The organism is Candidatus Litorirhabdus singularis, from assembly GCF_026262625.1.
Classification (GTDB): Bacteria; Pseudomonadota; Gammaproteobacteria; order Pseudomonadales; family Halieaceae; genus Litorirhabdus; species Litorirhabdus singularis.
In genome coordinates this window covers 213,211-232,149 of sequence record NZ_SHNN01000005.1, presented here as the reverse complement: position 1 = coordinate 232,149, position 18,939 = coordinate 213,211, and the positions used below count along the sequence as shown (strand labels likewise).

23 protein-coding genes and 1 riboswitch are annotated in these 18,939 nt (G+C 47.9%); all 23 genes read right to left on the bottom strand.

Features of this window, described 5'->3' with window-relative positions:
* Positions 1 to 5: 5 nt before the first annotated feature.
* Positions 6 to 1,043, bottom strand: coding sequence for a serine hydrolase domain-containing protein (locus EYC98_RS19965; RefSeq protein ID WP_279247165.1), 1,038 nt, complete (start codon positions 1,041 to 1,043; stop codon positions 6 to 8).
* Between the two features lie 141 nt (positions 1,044 to 1,184).
* Complete coding sequence (locus tag EYC98_RS19960) at positions 1,185 to 1,499, bottom strand: hypothetical protein (RefSeq protein WP_279247164.1); 315 nt, start codon at positions 1,497 to 1,499, stop codon at positions 1,185 to 1,187.
* Between the two features lie 48 nt (positions 1,500 to 1,547).
* A complete protein-coding gene (locus EYC98_RS19955) occupies positions 1,548 to 1,913 on the bottom strand; it encodes a transmembrane 220 family protein (RefSeq protein ID WP_279247163.1) in 366 nt (121 codons plus the stop codon).
* A 114-nt stretch (positions 1,914 to 2,027) separates the two neighbouring features.
* Positions 2,028 to 2,834, bottom strand: a complete 807-nt coding sequence (locus EYC98_RS19950) for a TolB family protein (RefSeq protein ID WP_279247162.1) — start codon at positions 2,832 to 2,834, stop codon at positions 2,028 to 2,030.
* Positions 2,835 to 3,541: 707 nt separating this feature from the next.
* Entirely contained in the window at positions 3,542 to 3,832 is a 291-nt protein-coding gene (locus EYC98_RS19945) for a putative quinol monooxygenase (RefSeq protein WP_279247161.1), read from the bottom strand.
* Between the two features lie 763 nt (positions 3,833 to 4,595).
* A complete protein-coding gene (locus EYC98_RS19940; RefSeq protein WP_279247160.1) occupies positions 4,596 to 5,096 on the bottom strand; it encodes a hypothetical protein in 501 nt (166 codons plus the stop codon).
* A 92-nt stretch (positions 5,097 to 5,188) separates the two neighbouring features.
* On the bottom strand, positions 5,189 to 5,599 hold the full coding sequence (locus tag EYC98_RS19935) for a hypothetical protein (protein WP_279247159.1): 411 nt from the start codon (positions 5,597 to 5,599) through the stop codon (positions 5,189 to 5,191).
* A 117-nt stretch (positions 5,600 to 5,716) separates the two neighbouring features.
* Positions 5,717 to 6,151 carry a nuclear transport factor 2 family protein gene (locus tag EYC98_RS19930; RefSeq protein ID WP_279247158.1) on the bottom strand — a complete coding sequence of 145 codons (435 nt, stop codon included), beginning with the start codon at positions 6,149 to 6,151 and terminating at the stop codon, positions 5,717 to 5,719.
* Between the two features lie 122 nt (positions 6,152 to 6,273).
* Entirely contained in the window at positions 6,274 to 6,774 is a 501-nt protein-coding gene (locus tag EYC98_RS19925) for a hypothetical protein (protein WP_279247157.1), read from the bottom strand.
* 252 nt (positions 6,775 to 7,026) lie between these two features.
* Positions 7,027 to 8,964: a TonB-dependent receptor gene (locus tag EYC98_RS19920; protein ID WP_279247156.1), complete on the bottom strand. Its 1,938-nt coding sequence runs from the start codon at positions 8,962 to 8,964 to the stop codon at positions 7,027 to 7,029.
* A gap of 99 nt (positions 8,965 to 9,063) precedes the next feature.
* Positions 9,064 to 9,201, bottom strand: a riboswitch (cobalamin riboswitch).
* A gap of 164 nt (positions 9,202 to 9,365) precedes the next feature.
* On the bottom strand, positions 9,366 to 9,839 hold the full coding sequence (locus EYC98_RS19915) for a hypothetical protein (RefSeq protein ID WP_279247155.1): 474 nt from the start codon (positions 9,837 to 9,839) through the stop codon (positions 9,366 to 9,368).
* A 104-nt stretch (positions 9,840 to 9,943) separates the two neighbouring features.
* The gene (locus EYC98_RS19910; protein ID WP_279247154.1) at positions 9,944 to 10,498 is read right to left on the bottom strand and encodes a hypothetical protein; all 555 of its coding nucleotides are present in this window, start codon (positions 10,496 to 10,498) and stop codon (positions 9,944 to 9,946) included.
* A gap of 477 nt (positions 10,499 to 10,975) precedes the next feature.
* Positions 10,976 to 11,395 carry a DoxX family protein gene (locus EYC98_RS19905; protein WP_279247153.1) on the bottom strand — a complete coding sequence of 140 codons (420 nt, stop codon included), beginning with the start codon at positions 11,393 to 11,395 and terminating at the stop codon, positions 10,976 to 10,978.
* Positions 11,396 to 11,479: 84 nt separating this feature from the next.
* Entirely contained in the window at positions 11,480 to 11,782 is a 303-nt protein-coding gene (locus EYC98_RS19900; RefSeq protein ID WP_279247152.1) for a CopG family antitoxin, read from the bottom strand.
* 446 nt (positions 11,783 to 12,228) lie between these two features.
* Positions 12,229 to 13,131, bottom strand: a complete 903-nt coding sequence (locus EYC98_RS19895) for a class I SAM-dependent methyltransferase (protein WP_279247151.1) — start codon at positions 13,129 to 13,131, stop codon at positions 12,229 to 12,231.
* 135 nt (positions 13,132 to 13,266) lie between these two features.
* Positions 13,267 to 13,656: a VOC family protein gene (locus tag EYC98_RS19890; protein ID WP_279247150.1), complete on the bottom strand. Its 390-nt coding sequence runs from the start codon at positions 13,654 to 13,656 to the stop codon at positions 13,267 to 13,269.
* 163 nt (positions 13,657 to 13,819) lie between these two features.
* Complete coding sequence (locus EYC98_RS19885) at positions 13,820 to 14,296, bottom strand: hypothetical protein (RefSeq protein ID WP_279247149.1); 477 nt, start codon at positions 14,294 to 14,296, stop codon at positions 13,820 to 13,822.
* A 218-nt stretch (positions 14,297 to 14,514) separates the two neighbouring features.
* On the bottom strand, positions 14,515 to 15,003 hold the full coding sequence (locus EYC98_RS19880; protein ID WP_279247148.1) for a hypothetical protein: 489 nt from the start codon (positions 15,001 to 15,003) through the stop codon (positions 14,515 to 14,517).
* 28 nt (positions 15,004 to 15,031) lie between these two features.
* A complete protein-coding gene (locus tag EYC98_RS19875; protein WP_279247147.1) occupies positions 15,032 to 15,565 on the bottom strand; it encodes a hypothetical protein in 534 nt (177 codons plus the stop codon).
* A 102-nt stretch (positions 15,566 to 15,667) separates the two neighbouring features.
* Positions 15,668 to 16,177 carry a hypothetical protein gene (locus EYC98_RS19870; RefSeq protein ID WP_279247146.1) on the bottom strand — a complete coding sequence of 170 codons (510 nt, stop codon included), beginning with the start codon at positions 16,175 to 16,177 and terminating at the stop codon, positions 15,668 to 15,670.
* 181 nt (positions 16,178 to 16,358) lie between these two features.
* On the bottom strand, positions 16,359 to 16,766 hold the full coding sequence (locus EYC98_RS19865; protein WP_279247145.1) for a hypothetical protein: 408 nt from the start codon (positions 16,764 to 16,766) through the stop codon (positions 16,359 to 16,361).
* A gap of 600 nt (positions 16,767 to 17,366) precedes the next feature.
* Positions 17,367 to 17,861, bottom strand: coding sequence for a nitrogenase component 1 family protein (locus EYC98_RS19860; protein ID WP_279247144.1), 495 nt, complete (start codon positions 17,859 to 17,861; stop codon positions 17,367 to 17,369).
* 687 nt (positions 17,862 to 18,548) lie between these two features.
* Positions 18,549 to 18,899, bottom strand: a complete 351-nt coding sequence (locus EYC98_RS19855; RefSeq protein ID WP_279247143.1) for a hypothetical protein — start codon at positions 18,897 to 18,899, stop codon at positions 18,549 to 18,551.
* Positions 18,900 to 18,939: the final 40 nt, after the last annotated feature.

The following is an 18,939-nucleotide window of genomic DNA, read 5'->3' as shown; positions in this document are numbered from 1 at the left end:
CCTTGCTATGAGTCTTCTCTATTTTTCAGTATTTTGATAATCCGACTGTATATTATCTCCGCCAAATTCCAATCATACCCATTGAAATCAGTTGTATTATTAAATTGAATAACAACGGTATCAATGTCTTTGTGGTACTTGGCTAAACTCTGATAACCAGGAACCAAACCAGTATGCTCATACACATAAATGGAGGAATAGAGCGCCTGTTCTTCATCATTCAGCAATCTGCCATCGTTCAAGGCCCGCAGAAATATACCCACGTCCTCTGCTGTAGCTAGCATTCCCTGGTGCTCACTCTTGAAGTCTGACTCAATACCAACATAGTAGCCACTCATCACATCGTCCATATTCACTTCACTGAGCGAACCGAAGGTATTTTTCAGCCCCAGTGGCAGCAAGATCTCCTCCTTGAAATATTGCTGACGGCTATAACCCACGACTTCCTCAATGATTCTGGAAAGCAAAAAATAATTGGTGTTTGAATAGCCATAATCCTTATCAGGCTCAAAGTTGGCAGGCAAATCAAGTGCGTATTCAAGTGCTTGATCACCACTATCAGGTGGGTTTTGCCAAAACCCAGGATTGTCGGTGAAATTGGGAATTCCACTTCTGTGCTGCGCCATAAATCTCAAGGTGATCTTATCGGCATGCTCAATTCTCCCCACAAGTTCTGGAAAGTAATCAGCAAGCGTTTCATCTAAAGACAAACGTCCTTCACTAGCCAATTTGGTGACGGCAACGGCGACATATAGCTTGCTAATACTAGCGATTTTAAATAAGGCCTTAGGATCAGCAGGTATTCTGCTTTTCCTATCATGCCACCCAGAGGCGTAAAGCTCTGCCGGCTTGCCAGCCTGCCCGACATAGACAATCACTCCATCAAATCCATGACCAATAGCTTCGTCCAATTGATCTTGAACCCCATCAGGTAACGGCAATATCCAAGCCTTTACCAAGATCCAAGGCACAAAGAACATGGAAATTGCTGTCCCAGCAAGTAGTACTACTCTGAGCACCAGCTTTAATCGATTTTTCGTCATACCAGCTCAAAACCTCGCTAATTTCGTATGTTGATTACAAGGACGCAAACACCTGCGCCCAAAATGCCGCGAGACAGTTTGGACGTCAGGTTTTCATACCCTGTAGGTAGCTAATGCGCTTTGTCACTCTTGAGCGTTTTGTTAAGGTTCTTTTCTTATCCAGGTTTCTTGGCCACTGTATGTATAAATTAGCCTGACGGTAGTGTCTGATGACAACAATAATCCGTACTTTATAAATCTGCCATTTGATGCCCAATGCACATTGAATGATAACTCTGAATTATCATATTTGACTTCATATACTTCAGCTTCTTCGTGATCATCTAAATCAAAAACTGACACTATATATTGGTCATCTTCCTTTGAAATAGAAATTACTATGTCTGAATACAAATCAGCTGGCACCCAGTCACCGATAAGTGGGTCACTGGATTGCAAGTGGATTACTTTAGTCATAGGATTTCGTCGCTTCTTCCATCTTGTTTTTTACTAGAACGCGATAGTCTAATTACTAGCGCTTGCCGATACCTCGAAGTACGTTAAGTAAACTGCTGAAATGAGCAATCCTCCAAATTCACGAGCTGATTCAATGTACCGCTTTTCAACGGTCATCCGCCCAAAGATGGAAGCGTAGTCTTCTGCCGCAAAGTAGTCCATTACACCAGGTGCCGAAATGAGGAGACCAGCTACCACCATGCCAATTGCAACCTTCGAAAGTACCTCCAGGTGACTACCAAAATAGCTTGCTCCAGCGACGACCGCTATAGTCAGGTAGACTGAGACCCAATACAACGGATCTGAGTCGTTCAGTTGTATCACAGCCATCGCCAAAAACATTATCGCAGAGATGATATGGGGGTACTTCAGCATAAGATTCCTTAGTAATAATTCGTCGCATGAACGAAACTATAATAAATACGCGGGAGTTTTCCGCGTTAATGCTCTGCATTTCTGACAGCCGTCACACCTGATTAACTTGCTTCGCTATTTCGGAGCCTTGTCGAAGTGGTAGAGCAAAATTCCATGAGCGTTTCCATGTTCACCTCCCTTTATGCGTAATCCGAACGCCATTTTACGGCCGTTGGGGCTTATTACTGGATTATTGGCACCAAAGCCCGAGTACTGGCTAAAGTGGGTGAGCCTTCGCGACTTGCCTTGAGCATCAAGTGCTAATTGCCAGATATCAATATCGCCAACTGGCATAGCTGTGTAAGTATCGACCTCTCGTTCGATCGCAACTGAATTCCCGTCTGGAAAAACACCTTCGGCTTCATCGTAGGCCCAATCCTGAGAATAATTAGTAATTTCGCCGGACCGCATATTAAAGCCCATCACCTCGCCACCTTTGTATGCATAAGCAGTGAAGATAAGCTCGACTTCGTCTGGTGGACGAAAGTCTTGAGTTTCGAGAAACGCCAGGTACATGAAGTCTTTACGATCCATCAGTTTCCGCTGGTCAATTATTTTCGCCTGGCCAGCATTCACTACGATTCGACCAGCCCATATCTCCGAGCGTGCAAAAAGGACTTCGTTAGGGTAATCCGATTTGGTCCAGGCAATGAGCATATCGAGCCTTGATACTGCCGGCCCTTCAAAACAAGGCTCTTTTAGATCTTGTGCTGGCTGATTTCCATCACGTGGCAAGTACCATAGACCCGTATGCCAACGCCCTTTTTCCTCTTCATTGTGCTCTTTGCCTACGGGTCCGCACAGTAATAAATCGCCGTTGGCCAGGTATCGTGCGCGAGTAAAACCATTATGATCAAAGTGCTTAGTCAGGCTTAGGCTCACACCAGTTTCCAGATTTAACTCCAGAACATTACCTACCAAAGAATCAAGGTAGACTAGATGACTTCCGTCAGCCGACCAGTCAGGACGAACACCCGATGCAAGTAATGGCGTAATCCATGTGGGCAAGTCATCTAGCGGTGATCCTTGGAGAACACCTACATCCTTAGCGCGACCGCAAGATACGATGCCCAGAGAGATAAGTAGCAAGCAAAAAACAGGATAAGCTAATATTCGCTTACACTGGAGAGAATAACTTATACGCGACTGAAATATTTTCATAGTTTAGGTAATTGTGAGCGGACAGCTTAACGCCCGCATATGGGCGGCTAGAATACAACGAGGTACGAGCGGAATGTAAGCCGTCCCAGTCACGTAGCGGAAGCATGATGCGCTTGCTAAATTTTCCCCATCGCACGCAGCCCTTCCTACATTTCCTCGATAGAATCGACCTGTTTCTCCTGCTGAGTCTCCGCGCTGGATAATGGTGAAAGCTCGTAGGTGTCCCAGTACGCCTTCGGCAATCCTCACAACTACATTGAACAGGTAACACATGCTCATCAGGTCATTTCGCAGTCAACTGCCCACATCGGCAGCTAGCTATTTTCATAATCGTCCTCCGATGAAATTTAACGCTTCAGGCTGCGGCCGCATCCTGCAGACGATGAGAGCGAACTGACAAGCCTTGTTAGGCTGAAGAAAATTCAAATCTATACCCGCTCTGCGCTAAAGACCGACATAGATGGAGGCTCAACGGCAAACTCGCTAACAGCCTTTACAAACTCACTTGATGCGGGAACCTGAAAGTGATCAGCTAGTGATTCTTGATCTTGCCATTCCTCTACAAAGACTAATTTACCTTTCACCTCGGGGTCTTGATAAACCGAATGAGAAATGCAGCCTGGTTCTGCCCTAGATCTAGCAACGTGAATTTTACTCTGCTCCAGTGCTTCAGATATCTTCGCTTCATCAACGATGACGCTGCCTAAAACAATTATCAATGTTCGATCTCCTGTTTATGGCGTAACGTCGCCATGCAGGACGCGCGCTATAAGCGCGTCCCGGGCCACGTTTGCAGTGGTCGAATTGTTGACCTTGCTATACCCTTTGATCCAGCCACATGCTCAGGCTCAATCATAGCAGGATACTAGACGACAACACGATGTGGGTTGAGATCTAAGAAAGAAGGTGTTGAGGGGTTGCTTGCAACGAATTCCTGAATTTCCTGCCCAGGGAAAGATGGATTTGATGTGCAACCAGCAGCACTTGTTAGGCGGCATGCTCAAGCGTAGATTTCCCAAGAGTCGGTGGGTTCCACATGATTCTTTCATACGCTACCCGTAATTGCGAGCCAGGCCGAATAGCCGCCGAAACCAGCCCAGATCACCGCCGAGGTGCCCAGCCACCGCAACGAACGCGCCCTCAAGAAACCAAAGTACAATATTGCTAGGGAAAGCGCTGGCAGCAGGAAGGCGACAATAATCGTCATAAGGCTCATTGCCCCGGGGCCCCACGCCCAAGCGAAGACTAGTGGACCAATCATGCAAAAAACAAAGACCGAGCCCAGGTAGGCAGGCCAAGCCATATCTCCATGAGGAGACCCTAGACTGGCTATCACTACAAGTGACGCAACTAGAGAGCACAACACGAACGCTGCAACCGCCAAAAGAAATCTAGAACCTCGCATCGGTTTGACGTCTAACGCTTCAGGCATCGGCGCTGTTAAGCGGTCCAGGCGCAAAGCGCCATTGCTGCCTTGAGTTGTTAGGAGTTCGGTTCAACATGCTTCGAAAGAACATTTTCAACGAACGAGACGAACTCTGGGTCAAGAATAGGTTTTCCCCAGGGACTACTGTTCCAAGTGTTGCGCATACCCCCCACACCATAGAAAGCTCCAATAATATTCTCTAACTCTCTCAGTTCTTTTGCGCTATGGGTGGAGGCCCACTGCCCCCAATGCACCCAAAACCAGTAGGCATTTGCCCAATCAACTTGAGATGCCTCCTCGATCGTGACGCCTTGCTCTAATGCAAGCTGCTCATAGAAGTCGACGACTCCGTAGTTTCTTATCAGCGCCATACGCAACTCTTCATTCTCTGCGATCACCAGCATCTGATCCTGCACACTTTTTGCTCTAGCAAGTATATTCTGATCAATAGTCGCCTGCTTGGCATGTCGTGTCTGCAATGCCATATAGACTATGGTAACTATCAGAACAATAGCGCCAATGACTTCTCCTATCGACCCTGCGGTTTCCCAGCTCATAGGACTCCTAACGCTGCCAGCACGGGCCGATAAACCGCGTAGCGGTTTAGAGGTCCGAGCACTGCGAAGCAGTGCGGGCGTTGACGTACTTGTTACGTTGCATTTCGAATAGCACGATAGTGATTATAGGGTAAGTAGAGTAAAGCGCTCAGAAAAGTACCCAGGGTGGCAATGGATAAGGCAATGAGAAAGGGTGCTGTGGGCTTTGATTCTGCTAGCCAGGCCTGAGAAGCTGCTGTTACCTCGTTACTTTTGGCAAGAATCCCGAGTTCCAGCGTTAAGCCCTCCATGACTGCCAGATTGTTATCAGACATATGATAGACAACTACCGAAAGTGACACGTACAAAATGCTTAGAACAACCACAACGAACCAGTTGATACTTTTTGCTGCAAAATGTCCGACAGCCATATACGCAAATGTGACTCCCGACCAGAACTGAAAGATTTCCCAATTAATATCAGCTCTTTCGGCCGCTAATTCTAAGAGTACAAGTTCAGTCATCAAATAGTATTCTCGAAGAGTAAATGTCAGCCACGTAACGCCGCCAGCACAGGCTGGAGCAGGCAGTGCGGAAGTCCAGCCCCGAAGTGTCAATTGTGCCTGGCCTTGTTAGGTGATTCACAGATCCAGCCACGCGCCTTGGCCTTCGTTGTGAGACCACCATGTTTCCGCCAGTTTGCCATCCTCAAACCGATAGACTTGCAAACCTCTGCTATGGGAAATTTCTTTCGTTTCAGGGTTCTCTCGAGTCATTGACCAACGCACCCAAATAAGGTCGCCATCAGCAGATAATGTCTGCGTCGTAAATTTTCTGTTTGCGGCCTGCATCGTTTTCAAACGCTTCAAATAATCTTCACGTTTAACATGAACAGTGCCGCTAGGCTCGTGGCGAATATAGACTGGATTAACCAGCTCCTCGATGAGTCCATATTGTTTGTTTATCCATATGTCCCCCCAGAGATTCAATGTTTCGATATTTCGTAACTCTTCCTCGGTGTTAGCAAGCGATAGAGGCGGAAGAAGGAAAAGAACTAAAATTAGTAGCATTCTCATGTTCTATTCCTCATAAATCGAGACCGGGATATTTCACCTAACGCTTCAATCACCGGTGGAGAAACCGCGCAGCGGTTTTGACGTCCGGGTGCCTTGACTTGTTATGTGTACGAGTGCAGAAACTAATCATGAATAGATCCAGCGGTTAATGATCCATGCTTCGGGGCACTATCGATTTCTTTTATAAAGGACTCAGAGCAAATCGGTTGCTGCTTTTCTGATTTCCACCACGTGGAGACCGCTGGCAGACTTACGAAGCTACCGCAATACATTCGATGCTTGTCCCAGACCTCAGGTTTTAGTATTCCGGCCTCATAAAGAGAAAACTCAGCCTCAAATCTCTCAACGATGCTTCTGCACACCCAGCCAAGTTTCACCTTCTCCTCCTCGCTGAAATCGTCCCACCGTGAATCGGGCTTCCACATTCGATCTATTTCAATAGCGTTCGGATGCTTGGAGAGTTCATAGTTGAATTCTGACCATCCCGTGTATGTCGTTTGTGTGGCCTCAGCTCTAACAGTTTTAGTATTTGTCCGAATCTGGTACGAAAGATATAGAAGCGATACGATTACACCCGCGGCACCCAGCAGTTCAGCTACCGATCCAATTGCATCCCAATTCATGGAGCACCTCTCAGAGACACATAACGCCTGCAGCACCGGCGCGGCTTTTAGCCGTCCGATGACTGTACTTGTTAGCCTATGCTTTTCTCGCATTCTATTGCCTTAAAGACAACACTACTAAAATAAAAGATACATTGCATGCGATTGCAGTTCTAATCTCGCTTGATCTATTCCAACATTGCCCAAATTCAAGACGTGCCTCATAGAGAAGGTCGATCGAAGATCGACCTGAAAACTAACTTTGACTTCGTATCAGAAGTTATAACCAACGGTGAACTGGAAGGTCTCTTCAGGGGCTGGATAATTGTAATCGTACGGAGGCACTCCACCATTGAATCCATTGTATTTCTTGCCGGTGATATTGCTCGCGCGCAAGTTTGCATAGAATTTTTGGTAATCCCAACGGACATTGGCATTAAGTACCGTGTAATCGCTTATTTCATTGCCCTGGTTGGCTTCATCCCCTGAGGCATAAAGCTTCCCGGTGTACTGTGCATCCGTGTAAAAAGACCAGCTCTCATCAAACTGATAGCTGACTACCAGGTTAGCCGTCGACTTTGCAGCCTCCGGGAGCGTATTCCCTTCGAAAGTACCCGAGCTGATTTCAGCATCAACATAGCTATAGTTTAACTGCACGGTGAGGCTCTCTGTAGCCTGCCAGATGCTGGTAAGCACTACACCGGTTCGCTCTGACTCATCGAGATTAATATTTGCACCCGTACCTGGACCAAAAGGCCCATCTGCGGACGGATCGTAGGCAATTTCGTTATCGGTTTTAAGATAATAAAAGACTGCGGACAGAAAGACGTCATTGAAACGTGTCTCGCCACCCAGCTCCCATGACGTGCTTTCCTGAGCATCCAGGAAATCGACAGTCGGTATAACAAATCCATTTTCATCAGCGTTAGCCCAGCGAAAGCTCTCATCCCTGCGCAGGAACAAACGTGACCGGTTATCGACTTGCCAGGCGAGACCTATCTGGTAGACAGTTATATCTCCCGTAAACTTATCCGCGTCGATGTTATTTTTGGCTTCGAAATCGCTATTACGCGCGCCCAGAGTAAGCTTCAGGCTTTCGGTCAGTGGGGTGATAATCTGTACATAGACATCCTGCATTTCCTGGCTGACATCGGTGCCACCAAAGGCTGTCTGACTGTCATAACCTGAGTCTTCCAGGTCAATACCTGCGGTGATCAATATGGGGCCATTGGCTGTATCGATTTCGCCGGTCACACGGGGATCGAAAGTTTCTACCTGAGTTTTCCCCGTAAAACTGCTACCTAACCAACCTTTAGAATCTTCCTCACGATGATTATACTCGCCCAGAAGAGCCCAGTTGGCGAACAGGTTTACAGAACCGCCCAACCGATACACGTCGGTATCCCGATCACTGAAATCATCGGGGGTAAATGTCTGTTTTCTGTCATCGCGAATTTGCCCACTGGACAGGCTGCCAGGTAAGCGTAAGTCATCCGCAATTTGCTGGGCTTCCAAAAACACACTAAACCGTGTGTTTTCATAAGCGCCATTAGCCAGAATATTTGTGTATTCAGATTGGTTGTTGTCGCGGAAGTTATCGGCCTCAGTTTGCTCACCGGACAGACGAAATGAGAGACCGCTGTCATAAGTCTGGCTAACCGCGCCTTCATACGAAACATAGCCATCAGTACCTGCTGCAGCTTCGAGGTGGGCGGCCAGATCCTTGGATTTCCGGGTGATAACATTGATCACACCTCCGGTAGCCTGATCACCGTAAAGGGTGCCCGCACTGCCTTGAGTAATCTCTATCCGGTCTATGTCCTTAAGCGCAATGCTCGCCAGATCGGGCCCTGCCAGTGAAGGGTTATTTAGCTTTCGCCCATCGACCATTACCAGGACATTGTTGCTGCTGTTGGAGCCAAAACCGCGCATGGCAATCGTAGCGCCCCGGCCCTGATTGCCGATGGAATCCTTGATCTGAATGCCGGCCTGCGCGTTTAGAACCTGCACCAGGTTGGGCGCGCCACTGAGCCGGATTTGTTCAGAGGTTAGTACTTGGATACTCGCAGGTATCGCCACGGAAGCCTGCTCCGAGCGCGTGCCACTGACAATCACATGTTCCAGATTCGTGGATGCTTCGGAAAGAGCCAGGCTACTGACAAGTGTTAGGCAGCCAGCCAATGGGCTGGAAACTGATTTTATAAAAGACATAACATCCTCATTCTTTGAGTAATATAAGAGCGAGGGAGAGAATGCAGGCGCCAAATGAATGGCACCCGACGACGCCCTCCGCATCATCGGTTGAGCTGTATCAGCTCGCTGTTAAAGGCTGGTATCGGGCTTCCACAGGCCATATGCCTGCAGTTACCGTTGCGGGGGCAGCGCCGGACTTGAACCGGACTTCCCATTTATTTCCACACTGTGGATACCTGTAACAGAGCGCGCACCGTAGTGTCAGAGGGATCCAAAGTCAAGAAATGCGAATCGAATAGTCGAGTTTTTCATCTTTGCAGGAGTTTACTCGTCAGTGCCTAAGGTATATCTGCAGGGGAACTGGTTCTGGCAACTTAATTCATTGGCCATGCTTTTCAAAGGCCGCTTTGATGGCCTTGTTAGGAGTTGACGTTATGGGAACCAAACTTCGCCTCAATTTCTCTCTGAAAGTTGATATCTAACATGTGTTTTTGGCGCTCCCAGGAAGCTCTACCACCGGGCGTATGGAAATTGGCAGCGAATACCCTTATTTCTGATTCCCACCGATCTTCCCCACATCCTCCATTTTTGTACTGAACGTAGATGCTGGAAATACTATTGAAAGCCTGAAAAAGTGTAAGATCAAACAAGCCTCGTTCTTCCCTGCTTAATTCTGAATCGTCCTTTAAGCCAATCCGATAAATTCTATACAATTCTGGATTCTCAGTCAGCTGGCGCGCCCAAGCCGCTATTGCATCTGCAGCGCCTTGCGCCGTAGAGTTTTGGATCATCACAGAATTAGTTTTGAGTTGTTTTAAGAGAAAGAGCAGAGTCACTATAACCGCAATAGATCCCAACAATTCTGCTATCGCACCTAGAGCATTCCAGTCCACATTTATCTCCTATGACTCCTAACGCCTTTGGCGCAGGCGAACTGCGAAGCAGTTTGTCCAGCGCGTAGCGCGAATGTGCCCAAACTTGTTAGGCTGCGGCCGACTCATCGAAGCGTAACCGTGAAACCAATGGCAAGCAAGACGCACAAAAGAGCCGCTGTGATTTCATGAACTCGGGAATTGTTTGTAAAGCTCAAGGCGGTAACCAGCACGGCGCCAATAAAGCGCACCAAACTTTGTGGATGATATAACCCTTCGTTTCCGAATACGCTGCGATAGAAAGTCGTGAGCATGAATGCGGCTGCCAGCAAGATTGCGGCGAGTCTGAATTGGTTGTAGTAGTAGTCGCGGAGATTGAAGTACTGTCCGTGAGAAATCGGGGGGGATAGCACGAAGGCTAAGACCACATACAGCAAACGCGGGGCGAGAATCATTACGAACTCAGAAATCGTCTGAATTTCCTTGTCATGGAGCGTCCAGATATTCCACCAACTTATGATGCAAATGCCGATTAGCAGTACCATCCAAGTCACATGGACCCAGTAGATCGTCGTAGTTCGACGCTCTCGGAAAATCCGGCCAATGCCTGAGAGAAGTTCCGCGATAGCAAGTCCCATCAAGATCGACAGGAATCCGACTATATACTCGAAATGACTCATCTGAGGCTGCCTAACGTTAAGTGCAGCGGCAGGCCACGACAGTAGACTGTCGCGTCTGGCACGTATTGTTATGTGCCACTACGGTAGCAGCTTGGTCAATAGAGTTGCCCGCCATACTTTTTCCTATTGCGACTCCTTGCTCAGTTTTGTAGGTGACTAATTGATGGATTCATTATCATTTTTTTTCTTGCGTTTCGACGACAAGACAGCAACTAGTATAACTATAAAAACGACTACCACTGCACCAACTAATGAACTGCTCATACAATTCTCCAATTATCAGACATAGAGTCACTCGGAAACACACTATCAATTTTGGATTAATCGATCCAGATAGACACATAACGCCCGCATTTTCGGCTGGTTTGGAGTACAGCGGAAAACCAGTCCGACAACATCCGCTTGTTAGGTGTTCTTCGCATGAAGCCCTGCATTAACTTATTAAGAATTTCCAGAACATCTATCTAAATAAGTAACCTATCCGCTAATAGATTTGTCACTTCGCCACCAACCGTCCAGCGAGAGTCGACGTGATGGGGAATATCCAGCGAAGACCAGTAACCCTGCCACTATTGCCAGATTTTTGATAAAATTCTGCATCTCACGAGCGGCTATACCTTCGCTCATAGTCCAAAAGTCGTGCAACATAAAATTGACAAGCAGCACGTAGACTACAAATCCATAGGCTACAAGTTTAACGTGCCGACCGCACATCAAAAAAATCCCACCAATAATGCTCACACCTCCGGCAAACCACAAGAGTTGGGGAGCGAACATAATGTCATGAGATTGCATATAAACCGTCAGGTCGTCTGACTCAGTGAATTTGCGTATTCCAGGAACAAGAAAATAGAAGCCGAGGAGAAATTGGCCAATAGCTATACTAATTTTGTTCATTTTTTTCCTATTTCTTTGCAGATATTGTGGAGTTATTTTCTCTGCGGTCAGATAGAGCACATAAGGCCGAAAGCAAGCGCGCGGTTACGCGTCGCTTTGCCTTTTCTTGTTAGCTGCGATATCTCGCAAGGAACCAGATACATACTTATGGATAATGCTTGAAACCAACGTTTGATAGGGAATGCCTTCTTCAGATGCTCTTGATTGAACCGCAATAAGATCACGATTAGATATACGAATATTAATCCGTTTATCTTTCTTAAAGGTGTTGGCGGCAGCTGCCTCCAGTTCTTTCCTCCGGGCTTCCGTCAGTGTAGATTCGAAATCTCCAGACTCCACAGAGTCCAGGAGTTCTTTCTCCTCTTTTGAGAGTGTTACCTTACCCATGAGCCACCTCTAAGATATAGTTTGGTGAATTTTCGACTAGGTATCACGGTCTTTAGAAAAATTTCATCTTCAGTTTCGACATACGGCACCAAGTAAGCGTATTGGTCTATCGCCACAAGAAATATCTTCTGGTGGGGATAGGCCACTGCGTTGGGGTGGCAAATATCATCTAGAAGCCCCCCGTTCTCTATATGAAAGATGGTCTCTTCAAAGGATCTGCCTCTCTCTTCAATAAGCTGCTGATTCTTTTCGGAGTTCCAGTTAAAAACTTTCATGAACCCGAGGCTAGCACAGATGTGTGCCTTTTGTCATCATAGAAGTGGTGCGTCGCAGTGCGGTGCAGGCAGCTAACGCCCGTGGTAGCGGCTGGCCGTTAGGCCAGGCCGGCGAACGTAGTGAGCATATTGCCCACGCTTGTTATGTTTCGCTTCCATCGCCATTAGTGTCTAGGACCTCGCTACCAAAAAATGTTCGAGGTTAAAGATCTGATCTTCAGGAAGAGTCCTGCCTACAGAAGTGAAATACACAGAATTGAGATCTGCCAAGGACTTATTCTCCTTTATTACTAGTCCGTTTTGAGAAAGCAGGTGTTCCAGTTCTTCCTCTGTATAGAGCGATATCCACGGCTCCCCCACTTTAGAGGCTAGGTATTTTATCGTTTCGGCTCGCTTTACAGCTTTGGGGTAGCCCTTACCAAAGCAGGCCTCAGGGTCTTCATCTAAAAGCTTGTCGACGTAAGACATAAAAAAGGTTGAACCTGTTTTTTGACTAAGCGTAGCCAATTCTTTGATCGTTGAAGATAGAGCCTCTTTGGAGATGTACTGCGAGACGCCTTCAAGGGTAAATATCGTGGATTTGCTTTGATCAAAACCAGCAGCCAACAGTTGTTCAGCTAGCGACTGGTGATTGAAATCTATGCTTACATACGTGACGTTTTGTGAATTCGGTGGTTCTTTGGGAAGCTTAGAACGCTTTTTTGCCTGAACTTCAGGCTGATCAACTTCAAAGATTCTTATAGATGATGGGAGTTCGAGTCGGTGAGCCCGCGTATCGTACCCCGCCCCTAGAATCACGTATTGCCCCATCCCAGCAGCCGCACTGTCCTTGATCAGATCATCAATAAACCGCGTACGGGAAATCAGATGCTCGTGAAAACCAGGCGCGAATTTCTTGGTTACCCAGACGCTTAAGTTGTGACCCAATAACTTAAGCAAGCCTGCTCCCACGACAAACCTATCGGCATAAGGATCGCTTATGACACGTCTACCAGGTTTGGCAAGCGTTTCGATCAAACGCTGCTTGGCTACACCCTGAGCTGTGCCATCTTTTCTAAAGATTGAATTACTCATATGTATCCTGTTGTTGGAAACCAACTGACACCGCGGCCGTCAAACCGTTTTGGTAAGTAAATGCAAACATAACGCTTCTGGCAATGGCGGCGCGTAAGCGCCGTCCAGCCCGAAGCGCTTTTTTGCCCAGACTTGTTAGGCGACGATAGAATCATAATGTCGAATTTCTATGAGATGTTGGTTTGGGTCATTGAAGTAGAGCGTGGGGGCATCTCCTCTAGCGCCGGCTTCGATACCAGGTCCCGAATTGGAACCCACGGAGTCGAATGATGGCCCGTGTTCAATCCCTGCGGATTTTACGCGCCAAAATATACTATCGAAATCGGTCTTTGAGACCGCAAAAGCGTAATGTTCGAAGCCCGGTGTCCCCCACGGTGCGAGCTGGATCTGAAAATCTTCTGCTATTCTAATGATCGTAAATGGCCCAGCCGTACCCTGATTCAAGAACCCCATGATCTCCGTATAGAAAATGATACTGGCATCCATGTCGTTCACTTTAAGGATAACATGATCAAGAGTCGTCATAGTGATGTCCTCGCCGAGTCGCCTAACGCTTCAAACAGGGGCCGCTCTTAAGCGGTCCCGGCGCGAAGCGCCCTTGCTGCCTTGACTTGTTATGGCGCAATACTATGACTCCTGAGCCCACTTTGCGCCGGCAATCGGCCGCTCACCCGGCATTGAATGGCTGTCAGTTCGCATCTGTCGTTGGTATTGGTTTTGTTGCTTCAATTTTTCGAAGCTCAGACTCTACGAAATCCACGAAATCAGAACCGTACATATGTACGCCATATTTATTCCACCACGTTTGGCAACCTCGACCACGGAGCCAGAATTTTACGATTGCCAAATGCTCATACCAATCAGATTCACTAAGAGCGCCGCTTGAGTGCTGAAATTTTGAAGCGGAGAAAAATGAAAATGCCTGAAACGCCATATTTGAAAACCGATGAAACTCCTCTGCAGTAAGCGATTCAATACTTTCCCGCCCTCGTAGAAAGATATCGTTTATCTCAGGAGACTCGATCAATGTTCTCAAGAAATCCGTATACATACCCGAAGCTGCAAGCTTAGATTCAACTCGTGAGGCTAAAGTGCTTGCCCTTATTTGCAAAGAGAGATACACGAGCGTAATTATTACACCCAATGCCCCTGCAACCTCTCCCACGGCCCCTATTGCTTCCCAGTTAATAGTGGATTCTCCCTAAATTTTCGATGCTGTGTTGTGACTTCTGTCCTGTGAAGTATAGGTCTTTACGGATGACTGAGTATCCGCTGTGGGTAGAAACCCGATCCCCGGTTGCACCATAACGCCTACCGCTGCGGCGCGGAAACCGCGCAGCGATTTCTGCGTCCGGCCCCGCAGGGGCGCACAGCCGGTACTTGTTAGGCGGCGACATTGCCGGACGATTCCCTTTCCATGACTTCACTTTCAACAAATTCGACAAACTCTTTCGCACACATTCCACGAACAAAGCCTGTCCAGTAAGGCTGAACACCAGGAAACGAAAAAACTCCTGCGAGCTCCTCATTCAAACCAACCCATGCCTTTGATTCAAGCGACCCTTCATTCACTTTGAAATATGCGCCTTCCCATAGACGAGCACATGAAATCAGCATAAAGAGGAAACGCTCTCGCTCTGTATCCGAGAGCTCTCTCTTTTCCAGCAGGCCATCAAACCAAAGCTTATTGAGCTCTGAGTCGGACCAAACCGTTCGCTGGAACTCCATGTGAGCTGCATAGGCGGAATCTAGAGATGCGGAGCGTACTGCATATGTATTCCGACGAATCTGGATTGCCAAGTAAATCAATGTGACGATAACACCAATGCCGCCGAGAAAGTCTCCGAGGTCGCCGAGATCTGATAATGTCATGACTTTCCTCGCATCGCCGCCTAACGCTTCAAGCAGGGGCGCCGGTAACGGCGTCCTCACTGCCTTGACTTGTTAGGCGACTTTTGGGCTTTACGACAGCCTCCTCGATCGCGGCAACGAAATCCGGCACCAACAACATTCTGCTACTTGCCCATAAACTTTGAAACCCCGGATTTCTGAAGTACATTTTAAAATATCTAAGTGTCATCACCCAAAGATCCGGATCGTCTACCTGCTTGCATCTTCGAAATACAGTCTGCCACGCCTGTAGTAATTGAACCCCCAGATAATCAAATCTGAGTCGATCGGTTTCATCTAATTGATCAATATCAAGTAGGCCTCGGGACCATAGTTCCGCAAGGTCCCGATTCTCAACAATTTCCCCAATCCACCTGGCGATATCAGATGTAGTTCCCTCAATTGCAATAGTCTCAGCCGCCAATGTATCGGCTTTCAATTGCTTAGTGTTTTGGCGAATTTGCAGAGCCAGATACAACAGAGTGAGCACAACACCGATACCACCCAAAAAGTCACCGATATTTCCAAGATCTTCGAGTGTCATTGGATCTCCTTGACGTCTAACGCCGCAGGCACGGGCGAGTGGCGTAGCCACGAGTACAGCGCGGCAGAGCCGTGCGATCGTGCCCTGCCTTGTTAGGTGTCGTCATTCCTCTGTTGGCTCTGTTGAAACAGATCGCTGTGTCCAGCGTTGTACAGTGCCGTCACTTCGTCGTTCGTCGATGTATGAGACGAAATCCTCAGAAAGTGCAGCGGTCTTTGCCTCCCACCAGGTTCTCAACACATCAGCGCCAAGAAGCCCCAATATACTAGTCACCACTGTCTCCCATTGTGTCTCGGATATCAATCCGCGGTTGTGCTGCCGATAGACACCTTCGTAGAACCAGATGAGCTCTGCGACTAGCCAACGATAGCGTAATGCTTCAGATTCGTTCATGGCTTCATTCTGAGCGCCCTTTTCATAGAGCAGCATCAGTTCAGGGTCTGCCGTTATCCGGGCATGCCATGCAGTGATTTCTTTGTTTATCTCCAGTTCTGTTGCGCCCGCTACACTATTTGTGTTCTGCCGTATTTGGAGTGCTAAGTAGATTAGGGTAGCAAGTGTCGCAATTGCAGCAATCAATTCTCCTAGTGATCCCAATTCTTGGATGCTCATTGCATAGACTCCTAAAGCCAAGCGCAACGGCGGTGAAACCGTCCGTTTTGCCGCGTCTTGTTATCCGTTTTCATAGCCTGCACTCAGTTTGATGGTCATGGCCTGTAGTCCAGGTTGCCAGAGAGAGTCATTGTCTCAATGGAAGTTATAAACTCCGCCGTGTACTGATGTTGTTGCATCTCTAGTTCCCATACGCGACCGGGATTGGAAGCGATATAAATGCCTTTGCCCATCGACGTCGATTCTGCCACATTTCGTCCGACAAACTGCCTTCAGACCAGAGAAACCACTGTGCCTCATATTTATAGAGCACGCTGCGACAAACGAAGAACCATTGCGCAAATTCTGCGGTCGTGAAGTCTTCCAGCTTCGTATCCGGGCTGTGACATTTCATCACTAGTTCTGAAAGGTGTGGATTATCGGCAATAACTTCACAAAGCTCGGCGAGCGCTACAGTGGAGTTCCATGCAGAATTGCTGCGCGCCGTGCGAGTATTTCTTCGGAGCTCCACAATTAAGTAGATGAGGGAGACAAGAACTGCGACTCCACTGAGAGCCTCTCCAAGATTTCCAAGTTCTGCAAGAGTCATTCGATGCTATCTCCTAGCGCATAACGCCCAGTTAAGGCGCGTGAACGTTCTGGCGCTGGGGTTGCGCAAGCAAGCCAAGTGACAGGTTGCCACGTCGCAGTGACCGAAGGGAACGACTTCAACTGCATGTTATGTATCGCCTTCATGGTCGGATTTGAACAAATACCACATCGAACATAAGTAGGTCGCTAACATGGAAAATACTATGAAATTGATCGCTATGGGCATAACCCAGACTGGTTCTGTATATGCGGGATGCCAAATCATACTCTCCCCCATCAATGACTGAACACCCAGAGTAATGTGGCCAATTTTCAACGTAACAAATATGAGGAAAAGTGATCCCAAAGAATACAGAGTTGCTACCAATCGCGAGAGCAACTTCGATAATTTCCCTTTACCGAAGAATACTGCAACGAGAAAGGCCGACGTTAAGGACACAAACGCCATAAGGAATGCCAAGATGTTCTCGACATGGGATGCAATTAGGTCCGCGATCTCGTAATCAGTCATTAAATACATAACGCTTCAAGCAGGGGCGCCGGTTACGGCGCCCCGGCGCGAAGCGCCCTTGCTGCCTTGACTTGTTAGGTGTCATCTTTACCTCTTCGTCTCCTGGTCAAGATCTTCTTCAATAAGTCGGATTTCGGCATCAACGAACTCCTGAAAGGTATCGGATTGAATCTTTCGTCCGAAGACACGCCACCATTCACGCATGCCTCGACCTTCAAGCCACCACACCATTGCTCTATAAGATTCAGCCCAGTCGTCTTGTTCAATCGTACGTATTCGGAATTGAAAGTACTGAGCGGAGTAGCCCATAAACCCCTTCATTGCAATATTATCGAACCTGGCCCTGTCCTCGGGCGTCAGATCTCTTAAATTTCGGCGGCCTCTCGCCCAGATGTCGCTGGATGCTGGCTCGGAAATAAAGCTGTCGAGCAAGCTGCTCATCTGTGTTGTTGCTGCTATCTTTGCCTCAGATCTTCCTAGTTTATTGCTGGCACGGATTTGTAAAGCCAGGTATGCCAAGGATGCAATGACACCAATAGCGCCCAACGACTCTGCAACTGCACCAATGGCCTCCCAGTTCATGTCGATCGCTCCATGACGCCTAACGCCTTGCGCACAGGCAGGCAAACCGCAGGTTTGACTGTCCAGCCGCGTAGCGGCGATTGTGCCGCAACTTGTTAGGTGTCATTGGTGCGCCCTCATACCATATAGCAATAGAGCGAAGGCAGTAAAAGTGACGCACAGATGCCACACAAGAGATACCAGATACATAGTCTCCCATGCGATGGGAGTACCCTGCCAAGCGACTAGCATTTGCATAATAGCGACTAAGACGCCAATTGAACCGCAGATCTTGAATGCCGTTTGAGTACCGCTGGTCATTTTGAAAAGGAAGCTACTAACATCGGCTATGTGCACCACTCCGTAGATAGCCAGAGAGTAACGCCAAGCATTATCTGGGATTAGAGGAACACTTAGTATAGAAGGAAGGAGTGAAAACACAATTGTCAGAGCGGCAACCTGGAGCAATAGGCGGAGATTCAACCTGTCTGCATCCGCCCAATCCTTGATAGGCTTGGTATTGAGCATTACTACGATAGCGCTAAATCCGGCAACAGCAATTGACAGCTCAGATATGGTTAGTAGGAAGTCGGTTGAGTTCATCTCGATTTAGACACCTAACGCCGCCAGCAGCTGCGGGAAAACCAGAGCGACGAAGGAGCGGCGGTTTTGCTGTTAGACTGCCTGGCCTTGTTATGTGAGCGCACCTTAAAGAGCCCAGATCTCAGTAACCACGGCATCCTCATCGAAAAGAAACACTTCGACAGAATCCCACTCGCTGCTCCCGTCTGAAAGGCGCAAAAAGCATGTTACATAGAGTCCATGTTCATGAATCCCTACAAGCTCCTGCTGTATTCCAGCCGATGCGATCAAGCCAAACACTTTTGAATCGATCTCTTCTGCACCTTCGGCGCAAACCTCGAACTTGGGTATATGCATTCGAATATTCGGTGCACAGCGCACATCGGCCCAGGCAGACGCGCCCTCTGCGTTCGCTCGTGATTTGTATCGTGCAATTACTGATCCACGAGGTGACATCGTGCTACTTGTATTCGTCATTTCGATACCTCCGAGGTCACATAACGCTTCGGGCTTGGGC